The sequence below is a fragment of the Sphingobacterium sp. UBA7253 genome, assembly GCF_002472745.1.
GTDB lineage: Bacteria > Bacteroidota > Bacteroidia > Sphingobacteriales > Sphingobacteriaceae > Sphingobacterium > Sphingobacterium siyangense.
Window position 1 is genome coordinate 1 of the sequence record NZ_DKSP01000249.1, and the last position, 14,327, is coordinate 14,327.

The following is a 14,327-nucleotide window of genomic DNA, read 5'->3' on the forward strand; positions in this document are numbered from 1 at the left end:
ACAGAAATCCAATCCTAAAATTTATTTAGGACAGATGTGACACAAAGAAAAATATTATAAAACTAACAAATAGAATGGCACAGATATTGAACATAGTTTGTTATACTTGAGAAAGTATACTTTTCATAAATTTAGGTTAATAATTGGTTAGGTTAAACACTTGAAGTTCCCCACTTCAAGTGTTTTTTTTAGCAAAAACTCAATCGAAGTAACATCAAATCCACTTCCCCCATCTTTTTTTAATTAGGACACTTTCCTTCATTAAAAGGTATATTAAAAATTTAAAACAATACATTGTATTACTATGTATTTTGTTATATATTTACTTCCATGAACAAAGAATTTATTGACAAATGGATTTCACAGCTAAAAAAAGGAAGTCTTTCTTTTGTTGTATTAGGTATTCTTGCCTATGATCAGGAATACTATGGCTATGATCTTATCCAGGAGGTCAAGAAGAAAACGGCCATTGATATTGCTGAAGGAACTTTATACCCCTTATTGATCCGTTTAAAAAACGAAGGCCTGGTCGAATCGAAATGGGTACCTCAGGAAACTGGGATTCCAAGAAAATATTACAAAATAACAAAGGAAGGCCAAAGTACTTTCTTAGAGATGAGAACGTACTGGACAAGCTTAAACCAACATTTAACCACTTTGACGCATGCATTATAACCAGATACCCTTTACAAATAGATTCTCAGCTCGGCTATATCAAGACTACATGTCAACAGCAACGGCTCTTGTAAAAAAATTAGCCTTGGAGCAAAGACAGGATATATTATGTGAAATCAATAGCCACATATTTGAGGCATTGCAACAGCAGCTTCCCCCACAGTTAATCCATGACGCCATGCCTAGTCAGCTCCAAGAAATCTTAGATAAACTCGGGTTACCAGAGACTTTTATCAAGGAAATGATTTTGTCAACGTCGATTGCCCCGTCAATAAAATCTCCTCGTAAATCCGTATCCTTATTACGGGTACCTATCATGCTCACACAAGGGATCGTAAACATGATTTATTATATCATCTATACCCTTATGCTCATCGCCGTATTTCTAGTCGTGGCCAAATTTATTGATCCTCAGGGAGTCGGATTCTTCTATGCGCCCAACAAGTTTTTCATATTCGGCAAACTTATTTTACAGCATGAAGAAGCCCTGCGTTACGAACAATTGGGCAATTATTTCATTCCGGCATTTCTATTTATCATCAGTGGACTTTACTATTCCTCCACGTTAATTTTGAAACTCAAAAAATCTATTCCCCATAAATTATGAAAAGAACCACAGTGTTATTGTTCCTCTTAGGAACCCTATCAAGCCCTATTCTCAAAGCCCAGGAATTCACAGCTGTTCGCATGGATAGCCTGATGTCCGTCATGGATAAAAATAATGTCTGGATGGGCAGTATTGCAATCAGCAAAGGCGATCAATTACTCTATCAAAAGGCAATTGGATATGCAGATGTAGCGCAGAAAAAGAAAGCGAACATAAATACGCGTTATGGCATAGGTTCAATCTCCAAAACTTTCACAGCAACACTTGTACTAAAAACAGTTGAGCTCGGAAAACTGAAGTTAGACGAACCAATATCTGCATTCTTTAAAGATATTCCAGACGCTGGAAAAATCACCGTTCGCCAATTGTTAAATCATAGCAGCGGATTACACAATATCACGGATGACAACGATTATTTGACATGGAATACTAAACCACAGACAGAGAAAGAACTTGTTGAACGCATCGTCAAAGGCGGAGCCGACTTTGCTCCCAGCAGTAAACATGCATATAGTAATTCAAACTACATTCTACTTACCTATATCTTAGACAAAGTTTGGAAAAAAGACTATGCTTTTTTATTGAAAGAATACATCTGTAAGCCATTAAACTTGCAAGAGACAACCTTTGGCCGTCCACAAAATAACAGCAGGGATGTTAGCGAATCTTATCGATTCACTCACGAATGGACCCTTGAACTACACACGGACAATTCTGTTCCGCTTGGAGCCGGAGCCGTTTGGTCAACTCCGGCAGATCTGGGCAAATTTTTCAATGGTTTATTTAGCCATAAAATAATCAATGCTGCAAGCCTGGAAGAGATGAAAAAAATAGATCAGGGCTATGGATTGGGTTTATTCCAATTACCATTCTATGAACATATAGGCTTTGGCCACACAGGTGGTATAGATGGATACTCCTCGGTAGCTGGTCATTTTGATGATGGTAATTATAATGTCGCTATCATTAGCAATGCCAACAATTATAATAATAATGAAATATTAAAGTTCAGCCTTGGCGAACTTTATAAAAAACCTTTTCCACTTCCTGATCTTGCGGAAATACAATTGACAGAGGAAGAAATTTCAAGCCTCGTCGGCGAATACAAAAGCGAACAGCCTCCTATTCAGATAAATATTACGAGAGAGGGCAACAAGGTGCTGGGTCAAGTTGTCGGTCAGCCGGCATTTCAACTGAAACCCAAGGATAGAAATACGCTGGTCCAACCGCAATTTGGCGTAAAAATAGTTTTCGAACGTAGCGAAAACAAAATGACACTCTACCAAAATGGGCATACTCTTGTATTGAAGAAATAAGGAGATACTGCGGTTAACTAATGTAAAGATTCATGGCCTTTATTTGGCACTATCTTACATTTTTCATTAGGTAGTTATGAAGTTTATATCGACATCCTCAATGAGGACCGAGGCCCGCGTCATCACGCAGTATCGCTAAAAGAGCAGCGGTTGAACTAAACCGCTGCTCTTTCAATTACGGTGTTTTACAGTTTTTCCAAATAGAAATCATCACCATACACCGTACCGTTCAAGGGTTTATAGAAATAGACCGTAGCAGTAGTATTATTGGCTCCAGTTGTAAAAGTTACCGAATTATTGGAGTAGCTGGTCGTACCTATAGTCGCATCGATCGCAGTTCCCCCATAATTTTTGACACCAATACTGACCGACTGGCCAGCTGCAGACACTTTGGCGTAGCCACCGAACCGATAAGTCGTATTTGGCGTTAAACCGGTCAGGTATTGTTCAATGGATGTCTCTCCGCCTGTTTCGCGGATACATTTGGTTCCTGTCCGGGCATCGGTGGAAACAACCGATGATCCACCGCCCCATGTTGTCCATGGATAGATGACACCGCTTTCGAAATCGCCATTACTAAATAAAGGCAGCTTATATACACGTACGTAATCCACCTGCATACTAAAGGGCAAGTCAGCATTTGTGATCGCCCCTGGCCATCCCGCTCCACCAGCCTGATTTAGAATCAGATAAAAAGGAACATCAAATGGCCATTGCTGCGTCCCCCCACCGGAAACTCTTGCGTAGGTATACTGCAATACATTGTTGATGTAAAATCGAATGTCGTTCGGACTCCAGATCATTGTATATAGATTGTAATCTGTCGTATTATAGGTGGCAGATTTCGATGCTGTGCTCCCACCATTTGCATTGGTAACTGAGCCATTATGGATCGTATGGTACATCACACTTTCGTTGTTGACATGCTCCATAATGTCAATTTCACCACAGCTAGGCCAGCCGCCATACGCTGTAGCGGGTTCGGGCATCATCCAAATAGCAGGCCATGAACCTCTTCCTTGTGTAAATTTAGCCCTCACTTCAACTTTTCCATAAGTCATACTAAATTTCCCCATCGACTTAACTCCTCCAGCATGATAAGCAACAGGATCTCCGGCTACAACGGCATTATCCATACGCAATACGAGATTGCTCCCATCTTGGGAGGCATAAGCTGGCAAGGAGGTCATATACTTATTCCATGCGACAGTGCCCCTGTCAGCATAAGACCATTTTGTGGAATCAAATCCCCCACTACTATTAAACTCATCCGACCAGATCAATTCGTAATCTGTTGTCGCTACGGTAGTCGCATTTAATAGCTTAGTCGAGGCCTTCGCCTTACTCACTTCCTGAATCGGATTTTTTGTTGCTGTAGAGTCTTTTTTGCAGGCAAAAATAGACAGGCTAGTTGCGATTAGGCTCAGCACCAGCCAAAATTTGGTTTTTCTCATTTAGTTTTGGATTATTGGTTTTATTTAAGTTTATATCGTCATTTGACAGCTTGTGGAGCAAGCTGCATAATAATCGAAGATTCATTTTTTTCTTTCATTCCTTCCTGTTTTAACCAAAAGGAAGAAATGAAAGAAAATGCATATTATATCGATAACACAATGTGCCCGATTACTTAAAATTTACGGGCAAAAAGACAATTTTGCTGTAATTTTCTTTTTCAAATAAAACGCCGAGTTTATTTTTATTTAAAAGTACTAAATCGGAATAAGCGGCATAATCCCCTTTCACACCCTCCGGCGCTTTGGCCACAACCTGATTAAAATACCATGTTTTGCCCTGATCATTACTTAATCGAACGGTTAGATTGTCTCTTCTATCGGTTGATGCAGCATTACACACAGCCAATATATATTTTCCTTTCTTTTGCCAGGAAAGCACTGAACCCTGGTTGACCGGATCGGGTAAGTTTTTATCATAATAGGTTGTATCCCAAGTAACCCCACCATCATTTGAATAAGACACAATCCTCGATTTGACATTACCTTGCTGATTACGGGAATTCATATACAGCCCTGTATGCGATATCTGCGCAGCCATTGTCTCATTTGATCCCTCAAATTTCACGCTTGCCCCTATCTTGAATGTCTTTCCATGATCGTCCGAGTAATACGAATGCGCAAAATAGTCCTTGCCATTTTCTTTCGGATTTCCTTCAGAATGGTTAGCAGGAATATAAATACGTCCTCTAAACTTACCAGAATCAAATTGTAAAGCATGTCCGGGCGTATTTGCGTAAGTCCGCCAGTCTTCCTTAAAAATATATTGTGCATTTACGGATGGTTGATTGGGACGATGCGTCTCAAGCGTTATGTTTTCTGGATTAGACCAGGTCTTACCACCGTCGGTCGAACTAATTGACCAACATTCTCGCAAACCATTTCCTTTACGGACTTCTCCCTCATGATTATTACCCGTATTATAAAAAAGAAACAGGCGTCCTTTCGGATATGCCGGATCCAATAGATCCACTACCGGAGCTGGATTTCCGACCTGCAAATTATCATTGTCAACAGCAACTTGCAATGGGCCCCATGTTTTTCCATTATCCTGACTAATTTTATAAACAATATCTACATTACCAAAATCGCCGGCATGATCCACCCTACCTTCTGCAAAAGCAATTAACCGTCCGCTTTTATCCTTTACAATAGCAGGTATGCGGTAGCTTTTATAGCCATCTTCGCCTGAAACAAATACATTCACTTCCTGAGCGTGGCAAATTCCTGCCAACAGTGCAAATACCAACACTGTCCCTAATTTCTTCATATCTATATAAGTTTTATTGTTACTCCTATTTAAAAAATTCATCTGTGTTAATACAATGCGATCGGTTATTTATTACTCCCTTTCAATCGGTAGGCAAGTAAACATCCATTTTAGTGGATTTTGCCAATCTCTCCCATTTAATTCTCCCACAGGAAGTTTCACCACAACTGTATTCCAGCCTTTCTCCAGCAGAACAATGCTTGGACTTCGGTAGCTGTAACCTTCATCAACCAATGGGAGCTCCAAATTTCCTTTTTGGCCAGCATGTTGCCAATTCGGTGGAAGCACTTCACGCCCGTTCACCCAAATTTTGCTCATTCTATCGTCCCAGGTTCCCAAATTTGGTGAATCACTGGCATATGAACGGGAGAGGTCGTTAAAACCGATCCAAAAACTTTGGTTTCCCCCTTTTTCACTCCATACTTTGCTCACAGCATATACGGTACTATTTTCAAGCGGCCGATCAATAGCCCCTTTTACCACATCAGCCCACCAATGGCGTAATACGATAGTCCCACCACAAAACTCACCGATCTTTTTTAAATTTGTAAATTTTCCTGTCGCTTCATTTTTTAAGACCATGCTCAGATCACCTTTATTTTCCACAGGCCCATACAACATCCATTTTTGCCCACTTTGTGCGTAATACGGAAAAATAAGATCTTTAAAATACAATCTTTTATGTTGGAGCAAACGCTTTTCAAATTCAGCAAATTGCGTTAATCCCTTTACATCCGTTTTGATATTACTACGCCATTCAAAATCTCCTCCTCCTCGCCAGCTTCGTTCCGCAAAAGTCAGCAAAGCCGGGTAAACAGCATTCTGATGGAATACATCACGTTCATGATGGACTGCACGATCGGGCCAGGAACATAACGTCGCACCCATTAACTTTTCATTTTCTGACGATTGACCACCTAATTCCCTATAGAACAAGGTCGTCACCGTTTCCAAAGGATCCATATGATTGATATACAAATGCTTTGAATCAATCACTTCAAAAGGTGAGTCATTGGTAATAGCCTGTGGCCCACCCATCCAAAACTGGCGGATTGTGTGTGCCTGCAAATTACCACCAGGCTCCCAGCCGATGGTTTTTAGACCTAAGTCCTCCGTCCATTTTGTCATCATCGGCAAAAATGCTTGGTTGTGAATTTTCACCTCATCCCCCCCAATATGCAGATAAGGTAGCCCGGGATAGGTGATCGCAAATTCCTTCACCAGTTCTTTGATGATCGCTATGCCGCTATCGCTCTGCATATCGGTTTTAAAATTACGGCGAAATGCTGCGGAATGCCCTGGCATATCAATTTCGGGTACGAGCTGAATATGACGATCACGACAATACCGGATCAGCTGCTGCATATCGTCGACTGTATAATACTTTCCCTTCCAACGCTCCATATTTGCCGAGTCGGTCAAACCGGGATATTTTTTGCTGATCAGTCGCCATGCAATATCCTCGGTGAAATGAAAGTGAAAAATATTCAGCTTATACCGCGCCATCATATCGATCTGCTCCTTCAACACCTGCATAGACTGAAAATTTCTTCCCACGTCTACCAAGTAGCCACGCCAACGAAAAGATGGATAATCTGTAATGACGCAATACGGCAACTTACCATCGCTGCCTCCCAGTTGACGCAAAGTTTGCAGAGCATAGAAACCCCCTTTACTCGCTCGGGCTTCAATGTTTACTCCCCTTTTATCTATAACGATGCGATAGCCTTCCATAGAAGACGAGGGAAGTTTCATTTCTTTATTGCAACTAATCGTTATAGCTATATTTTCCTTGCTATCGAAGTCTATGCGCCTTACATCCCAATCGCTTAGCAGCGCTGTCAAAGTTTGTCTATCTGTAGTTGACACTGCTCCTTTGGTGCGTACACACACAATATGTTTGACCTGGTAATACCCGGTTTTCCAGGTAACAGACTGCGGCATGGGAAGCAAAGGTCTGATAGTTTCGGACATACCATATAGCGGAGAGATCATCATGACAATCATCATCAGCCTTTGGAGGAACTTAGTTGTCGCTACAGTTTGTCGCCTCATGTTATCCCTTAATCGTGTTAAATTCCTTTAGTATTTTCATACAATACCACTCTTGACGAGGGAGATGGAATGGTCCTTTAAATAAATTACCTTTTGCCGTCTGCGCAATCTTCCCATCACGATGCAGATAGCCATACCATTCACCATTGATTTTATCATGAAAATGATCGTAGGCATACTGATTGATCTGCTGATGCCAACTTTTATATTTCTCATTTCCGGTCATTAGGTAAGCGAGTAATGTTGCTATAATCGTTTCATTCTGCGGCCACCAAAACTTCATATCCTGCCAGTATTCTTGTACCGGCTTTCCATAGACATCCCGAAAGTATAGTATACCACCATATTCTGTATCCCAGCCGCGCTCCCACATATAATCCAACATACGACAGCCCAGGTCAATCAGATGCGGATCGTTCGCCCGATATTTCGCTTCATGCAAGATAAACCACGCTCCTTCGATGGCATGTCCAGGGTTGAGTGTACGCCCGTCAATATGATCAACAATTTCACCTTCAGGACCAACCTGTTCCATCACACAGCGGATGTCATCTTTTACAAAATCACGTTCAATCTGCGCGATAAAATTACTGATAACGAAATCACAGCGTGGATCTCCAATTGTTTCGCGAATTTGCTGTGCTGTATTGATCATAATCATCGGCACACCGATCCCTTTCATTGGTCTGGTCTGTTCGTATTTTGGTTCCACCAATCTTTCTCCCTGTGCATAAGCTAGACAAATTCCAAACAGCTCACGTGCTTCCGCAGCAATATCAGTATCTCCCGTCGCTTTTGCATAGGCTGCAAAGGCGATTGCCGCAAAAGTCTCTGAAAAGAAATAACGACGCATACGAATTGGGTTACCGATGCGGTCTACATGAAAATACATTTTGCCGTTTGCATCAAAACAATGTTTCTTCAAAAATTCATAGCCTATCCGGGCCCCTTCCAGCCATTCCTCTTTTTGCTCAACCGTGTTGTAAAGTGTGGCCAGCAACCAGCATGCCCTTCCCTGTATCCAGACGGCTTTATCTGTATCAATCAAAGCCCCATCATGATCACGCATAAATAGGTAGCCGCCACATTCATGGTCAATCGATCGTGGAAACCAAAATGGTACAGTGTCTTTTAAAAGCTGATCACGATAAAAAACTTCCAACTCCTTCAAGTAATCAGTGTCTATTATATTTGCGGTATCTTTTATACTTGTCTGTTTCATCTGTTCTAGTTTTTGTGTCAATTTATTTATGTTTAGTTGATCGTCTTATGTTTAGTTGATCGTCAAATCAAAAGTGGACACTGGCGTTCCAATTTCATTTTGAAGATTTGCCCTGCTAAAAGGTTCATATCCATACAGGATTCTACTGATTCCGAAACTTGGTTTAACGATTTCGACGACATTGCCCGATAGGATATTTGCATTTACATCAGAAATTTCCCCCTTATTGTCCATTACCTGAAAACCTTTCACAGGCGCATTCCCCGGGGTTATTAATTTTATACAATGATCAAATGTCAATAACAGCTTATCATCACGAAGCGCATACCTGACCAGATCAGGATGATCTGCATTCAATTCAACACCATATACATGTTTACGCACTAAATTTGCCAACCTTCGGCCTACCACAATCTTTTCACGGGGATGTACATCCAAAGAATCACCTACATCGATCGTTACGGCCATGTATGTACCAGCAATGGCTTTCTCCAGTAAGCGTTGTGAGTTTCTAAAATCACCCCATGAAGGTCTATCTATACTTGTGAGCTGAACAAAGAAAAAAGGTAGATCTTGGTGAAAACTCTTCCGCCAGGAGGAAATCAATGTTTTAAAAAGACGTTCGTGAAGTTCTATATTATGCGCATTGCTCTCACCTTGATACCACAGTATACCTTTCAATCCTGTGCTCAACCATTTGCTGACACCCGCTTCAAAATTGTAAGCTGGTTGATACGGATGGCGTTGATTTTTCACCTTTGAAACTGCTAGATTTTGACTGGCGCGCTCACGGCAGAAATCCTGCAGGAAATCTGATTTTTGCCAGTTGTGAATATAAGAGGCAAGCAAATCGTCGTTTTCCAATGATTTTCGATCAATCCATGATTCGGTATTAGACCCACCTACCGATAGATCAATAATACCAATGGGAATATGCTGTTCGCTGGCGATCTGCTGGGCAAATGAATAAGCAACAGCTGAGAATTGCGCGGCCTCCGCCCCGGTAGCTTGCCGCCAGGCACCGCTGAAAAAGGACAAATCGTTTACTTTCCTTAAGGTCGCGGTATCCCATGCAACAGCATTGGTCTCCACAAGGCTGCGGCATTTAAAAAGGCGCACATTCTTTAAGTGCGGTGCATCTTTGATCAGCTCTTCGCCCTTTGTGGCTCCACGAAGTTGAAAAGCCATATTTGATTGTCCCGAAGCAAGGTATACATCGCCAAAAAGAATATTTTTCAACACTATTTTCTGCTTGCCCGAACGCACTGTTATTTCATAAGGTCCTCCGGCTTCCATTTTAGGCAACTTTATTTCCCAGAAGCCTTCGGGATTGACTTGGGTCTTATAGTTTTTCTTATTAAATGCAAGAGTGATCACATCGGCGGCAGTACCTTTACCATAGATGCTATTTTCCCAATTACGCTGGAGCACCATATCCGAACCGATGGTTTCGGCCACTTGCAAATCTTGGAGAACAGGGATCAATACATGCGCGACCTGTTCAGCAATCAATGCAGCTCCTTCCCTGTTCGGATGCAAGTAATCGTCAAAAAGATCAATCCGATACCGCAGTGGGCTGTTCAGATCGATCAGTCCCACTTGGTTATTTTTTGCTATCTGCGGTATAAGCACCTGAATTTGATCATACCAATCGCGTGTCCCGGATAAGAAGCGCGGATGACCACTAAAAATAGGAGTCAATCGACAGATGTAAATTTGTGCTTTGGGATTAACGGATCGTATGGAGTCAATCAGAGTCGCGTAATCCGATGCAAAGGAGTTCTTATAATTTGGCCAGTTTCTCGGATCAGTATCATTGAGTCCCAGGTGTATAATGGCAACATCAGGTTTATAATCCAAGGCTTTTCTGTATTCTTCCGTTTTATAATAAGGTCTATGCCCCTTACGTAAAAGTGTGGCCCCTGAATGACCAAAATTCCTCACTTCAAACCGCTGACCCAGCAAAGCCTGAAGCTGGCCCGGATAAGAGTCCTCTTTAGAATTTCCGAGCCCATAACCAAAGGTTACGGAGTTACCGATACAAGCTACTTTTGTCCGGGGTTGTCCCACTGCAATGGAGATGGAGACCATCAAACCTAAAAGTAGACCTCCTTTTTTTGAAATATAGGTATGCAGCGTGCTGATTAAGGATTTCATTTTCATCATCTATTCATTCAGGAAATAAAAGCGATTACTTCTCCGTTGTTTTGGGTTTGAGAAACAGGAGTTGCAAGAGTAGCGCTAGCAGTACCGCTGCCCCTAATAGTGCAAAGCCTAACCCAAAATGACCTTCATCCTTAAATTTCCCTAACCATTGCGTAATTACTGCTCCAGCAAACACGCCCACCATATTCATAAAACCATAAGCGGTTGCGCGCAATTTTTTAGGAACAACCTGACATAGGATAGGCATATTGTTGGCGTCGAATATGCCGAATCCAATTCCAAAACAGACTGCGGCTCCAACCACCGCAGGTAAGGTCTGGCCTAATCCCAAAAACAATAAAGCTGGTATGGTTAATCCAAGCCCAATTGCACTGGTATAAATGCGGCCGCGGATATGCTTTTGTACCCATCGGTCACTTAGTATTCCGCCGACGATAACTCCAATAAATGATGAGATCGCGATTGTGATGGTCGACAATGGACCAGCTTTGGCCATTGGAATATTCAGGCTATCGGCAAACAAGGTTGGCAACCAATTTTTGATGGCCCAGCCGGGTAAGCTTGGAGCCGCAAAATAAAATAATAGAATCCAAAACGCCACATTGGAAAATAGCAACAATAAACTTTTGGGAAGAGACAATCGTCCTTCCGAAGCAGGCTCCTCGAGGGATGGCTCATGTTTCTTCTCCACAAGCAAGATCGCTAATAGGACCGCATAACATATTCCGATAATTCCAAACCAATGAAAAGCGGTATGCCATCCTTTTGAAGCGGCCAATGTAGCACCAAAACCACCCAAGGCCTGACCTGTATAGAGTCCGGTCATATGTAAGCCAATCGCTAACGATCGATTTTTTCCGGTATGGTAATCCGCGATCAGCGAAAGAGCTGTGGGGATATACAATGCTTCACTAAATCCCATAATCGCCCGTAAAACCAATAGCATTGCATAATCGTGCGCCATCCCCATGCCATACGTTACGGCCGACCACACAAAAAGACTGCCTACGATCAGCCATTTTCTATTACTGCGATCGGCAACGATACCGGCTATAGGACTCATGATACCATAGATGTAAAGAAAAACGGCCATCAATACACCAAAAGTCTCGGCACGCTGCAGCTGTGGAATATCGACCTGCATGGCTTCACGCATAGTTGATAGCATCTGCCGATCCATATAATTCAGCAGAGCTACCCCCCAAAGGAGGGCTACAACGAGCCATGGGTAAAAAGATTTATGTCGTAAAGAAGAGATCATTTCAAGTTTATCAGGTTTATATTGAGTTCTTTATATCTTATTTTTTCAATCCTATTTCTTAGAAAATGTGGCTACTAAAATCTCCGGAGTACGAACGCCTGCCTTAATTTCGCCACTGGGCAAGATGATCATGTCGCCCCAAACAACAGCTGTCGTGGTTACAGGTCCATCCGACGGCAAATCCCCCATCCGCTTCCATTCCGCCGATTTCAGATCATAACGCCATACTGCTCTGCCAAAACCGGGATGATTGATTTGCAATTTATTCTTGGCATCAATCAATTTCTGTCGCCGTGATGGATTTGTTTCCTTTTTAGCATCAAAGATCAGCGCTTCCACCTGATGAAAGGTATTGCCCCGATCTGCACTCAACAACCATATTCCTTGGTCGGGCAATACACAAGCTGTTCCTGCTGCAGCAGGGAAAGGAATGTCGGTCCGTTTGGACCAAGTACTACCACCATCGGTTGAGCACCACAGTTCATGGTATAATGTTGAAGGGCTCTCTGGATGAGCCTTTCTTCCACCAAGCAGATAAAGGCCATTTTGACTATCAGACAACAATTGCAAATGGGAGACTGCATAGGGTAATTTCCCCACACAGACCCATCCTTTTTCAAGATGTGCTAAATCCAATTTTAACACTTGATCCGATACAGCATCAGGCCTTTCACCACCGGCAATAAAAAGTTTATTTCCATGAACTACCGCTCCCATATTAGCCAATGGAAATGGGAGGTTCGGAAAGTCTGACACCGTAATTTTCTTGGTAGAGCCATCATATTTAATCATTCTACAGGCGGCTGTTTTTCCATCAGGAGTCTCTCCACCGATAACCAGCAATCCATCGGGTAGACTTAGGCTGGCACCATAAGCAACCGCTATAGGAAGACTGTCCTGGGCTATTAAGCTCAGTCGTCCCCCTTTTTTTCCGTAAATAAAAACATCTTTTTGGATCTCTTTCGCCCCACCTTCCCAAGGGGGTAAATGCGGGAAATTCGCCCCACCAGCAACCAGGAGACAATCGCCTGTGACACCAGCTATTGGTCCTGCCATACCAATATGCCCCTTTCCATCTTGCATAGCTGGCAATGTAATGCCTTTATGCCATTCCAATCGACCACCCTGTGCATGAACAGCACCTGTAAACAGTATTCCCACAATAACTCCCATCCAATGTTGTTTTGTCATATCTATTTATTCTTGAACCTACAGTTCAGCCTGTAATTTCCCTCTCGATGTAAGCACTCATGATACCCATCTCGAGAGGGAGATCTATTTTACTGTGCACAAAACGTCTGAAAATTAAGTTTGTTCACATCACTCTCAAAGAGTTCAAATTGCTCCGCAGAAATATTCTTTACGGGTAGTCTAAATGCTCCGCAGTCAAGGCCAATCAATTTCATATACGATTTTCCTACTGAAATACCACCATACTTTCCTAACAATGTGATCATATCGATAGATTGCTGCTGCAAAGCATTAGCTTTTTCAAGATCTCCCCGGTCATAAGCCTCTATAAGCTCAAGATATAAAGGTGCAGCGTAGTTATAGGTACTTCCGACAGCTCCTTTGTTACCCAATACCAAAGCGGACAGCATATTCTCATCTCTTCCCCATAACATATCATACTTCCGATCTGCATAATTCAGACAGCTTAGAAAATCCATAAAATCTTCGTGCGTATATTTGATTCCCTTAAAATTTGGTATTACGCCATCAATTTTCTTCAACAGGTCGATCATCTGGAAGTTTCCACCGGTCAATACCGGGATATGATAATAATAGAAAGCCGTATTCGGGGCTGCACTAGCAATTTCGACACAACATTTTGCCAATTGTTCCACATTAGCAGGTTTGAAATAAGATGGTGAAGTAAATGAAACAACATCTACCCCTGCTTGCTCGGCCAGCCTAGCCAATTGTTGGCATTCTTTGATATTCGTTCCGCCAAGAAGCATCATGAGTGTAAATGCATTATCCTCTTTCGTTAATCTGGCCCAAGCAGTCATGACCGCAACTTTTTCCTCAAAAGTCAACGACACCCCTTCTCCGGTAGAGCCACAAATAAAGGCACCCGTTACCCGATTGCGCTTTAACATCGCATAGTATTGCGGAATCAGCTCAAGATTCAATTCTCCGTTTTCATCGAAAGGAGTAAATGGCGCTGCAATTAATCCTGAGATTTTTTGGTCTAGCATATGGTATTTTATATAAATAGTTAACAATATCCTGCCTCAGATC

11 protein-coding genes are annotated in these 14,327 nt (G+C 42.1%); 3 read left to right on the top strand and 8 right to left on the bottom strand.

What is annotated here, in order from left to right; genetic code table 11:
- Nucleotides 1-330 precede the first annotated feature (330 nt).
- The 3 genes from B2X72_RS26100 to B2X72_RS26110 are packed head-to-tail and all read left to right on the top strand — an operon-like array spanning nt 331 to nt 2,598.
- The gene (locus B2X72_RS26100; RefSeq protein WP_248933055.1) at nt 331-675 is read left to right on the top strand and encodes a PadR family transcriptional regulator; all 345 of its coding nucleotides are present in this window, start codon (nt 331-333) and stop codon (nt 673-675) included.
- Between the two features lie 49 nt (nt 676-724).
- Entirely contained in the window at nt 725-1,282 is a 558-nt protein-coding gene (locus B2X72_RS26105; RefSeq protein ID WP_286852115.1) for a hypothetical protein, read from the top strand.
- The gene (locus tag B2X72_RS26110; protein WP_286852117.1) at nt 1,279-2,598 is read left to right on the top strand and encodes a serine hydrolase domain-containing protein; all 1,320 of its coding nucleotides are present in this window, start codon (nt 1,279-1,281) and stop codon (nt 2,596-2,598) included. Before B2X72_RS26105 ends, B2X72_RS26110 begins: the two co-directional genes overlap by 4 nt.
- Before the next feature lie 185 nt (nt 2,599-2,783).
- Here B2X72_RS26110 and B2X72_RS26115 read toward each other — a convergent pair whose 3' ends face one another.
- The 8 genes from B2X72_RS26115 to B2X72_RS26150 form a co-directional block, all read right to left on the bottom strand.
- Nucleotides 2,784-4,052 (bottom strand): family 16 glycosylhydrolase, encoded by a 1,269-nt coding sequence (locus B2X72_RS26115; protein WP_286852119.1) that lies wholly within the window; start codon nt 4,050-4,052, stop codon nt 2,784-2,786.
- A 169-nt stretch (nt 4,053-4,221) separates the two neighbouring features.
- Nucleotides 4,222-5,379 carry a sialidase family protein gene (locus B2X72_RS26120; RefSeq protein ID WP_286852120.1) on the bottom strand — a complete coding sequence of 386 codons (1,158 nt, stop codon included), beginning with the start codon at nt 5,377-5,379 and terminating at the stop codon, nt 4,222-4,224.
- Nucleotides 5,380-5,451: 72 nt separating this feature from the next.
- Nucleotides 5,452-7,434 (bottom strand): family 20 glycosylhydrolase, encoded by a 1,983-nt coding sequence (locus B2X72_RS26125; RefSeq protein ID WP_286852122.1) that lies wholly within the window; start codon nt 7,432-7,434, stop codon nt 5,452-5,454.
- 1 nt (nt 7,435) lies between these two features.
- Nucleotides 7,436-8,656 carry an AGE family epimerase/isomerase gene (locus B2X72_RS26130; protein WP_286852124.1) on the bottom strand — a complete coding sequence of 407 codons (1,221 nt, stop codon included), beginning with the start codon at nt 8,654-8,656 and terminating at the stop codon, nt 7,436-7,438.
- Between the two features lie 51 nt (nt 8,657-8,707).
- A complete protein-coding gene (locus tag B2X72_RS26135; protein WP_286852126.1) occupies nt 8,708-10,813 on the bottom strand; it encodes a GDSL-type esterase/lipase family protein in 2,106 nt (701 codons plus the stop codon).
- 34 nt (nt 10,814-10,847) lie between these two features.
- On the bottom strand, nt 10,848-12,083 hold the full coding sequence (locus B2X72_RS26140; protein ID WP_145328188.1) for an MFS transporter: 1,236 nt from the start codon (nt 12,081-12,083) through the stop codon (nt 10,848-10,850).
- A gap of 51 nt (nt 12,084-12,134) precedes the next feature.
- Nucleotides 12,135-13,274: a hypothetical protein gene (locus tag B2X72_RS26145; protein WP_088160386.1), complete on the bottom strand. Its 1,140-nt coding sequence runs from the start codon at nt 13,272-13,274 to the stop codon at nt 12,135-12,137.
- 89 nt (nt 13,275-13,363) lie between these two features.
- Nucleotides 13,364-14,284, bottom strand: a complete 921-nt coding sequence (locus B2X72_RS26150) for a dihydrodipicolinate synthase family protein (RefSeq protein WP_286735933.1) — start codon at nt 14,282-14,284, stop codon at nt 13,364-13,366.
- Nucleotides 14,285-14,327: the final 43 nt, after the last annotated feature.

Excerpts from the sequence above, each read along its gene's own strand:
- B2X72_RS26120 (WP_286852120.1), bottom strand. The coding sequence starts at position 5,379 with ATGAAGAAATTAGGGACAGTGTTGGTATTTGCACTGTTGGCAGGAATT.
- B2X72_RS26135 (WP_286852126.1), bottom strand. The coding sequence starts at position 10,813 with ATGAAATCCTTAATCAGCACGCTGCATACCTATATTTCAAAAAAAGGA.
- B2X72_RS26125 (WP_286852122.1), bottom strand. The coding sequence starts at position 7,434 with ATGAGGCGACAAACTGTAGCGACAACTAAGTTCCTCCAAAGGCTGATG.
- B2X72_RS26130 (WP_286852124.1), bottom strand. The coding sequence starts at position 8,656 with ATGAAACAGACAAGTATAAAAGATACCGCAAATATAATAGACACTGAT.
- B2X72_RS26105 (WP_286852115.1), top strand. The coding sequence starts at position 725 with ATGTCAACAGCAACGGCTCTTGTAAAAAAATTAGCCTTGGAGCAAAGA.
- B2X72_RS26110 (WP_286852117.1), top strand. The coding sequence starts at position 1,279 with ATGAAAAGAACCACAGTGTTATTGTTCCTCTTAGGAACCCTATCAAGC.
- B2X72_RS26100 (WP_248933055.1), top strand. The coding sequence starts at position 331 with ATGAACAAAGAATTTATTGACAAATGGATTTCACAGCTAAAAAAAGGA.
- B2X72_RS26115 (WP_286852119.1), bottom strand. The coding sequence starts at position 4,052 with ATGAGAAAAACCAAATTTTGGCTGGTGCTGAGCCTAATCGCAACTAGC.
- B2X72_RS26150 (WP_286735933.1), bottom strand. The coding sequence starts at position 14,284 with ATGCTAGACCAAAAAATCTCAGGATTAATTGCAGCGCCATTTACTCCT.
- B2X72_RS26145 (WP_088160386.1), bottom strand. The coding sequence starts at position 13,274 with ATGACAAAACAACATTGGATGGGAGTTATTGTGGGAATACTGTTTACA.
- B2X72_RS26140 (WP_145328188.1), bottom strand. The coding sequence starts at position 12,083 with ATGATCTCTTCTTTACGACATAAATCTTTTTACCCATGGCTCGTTGTA.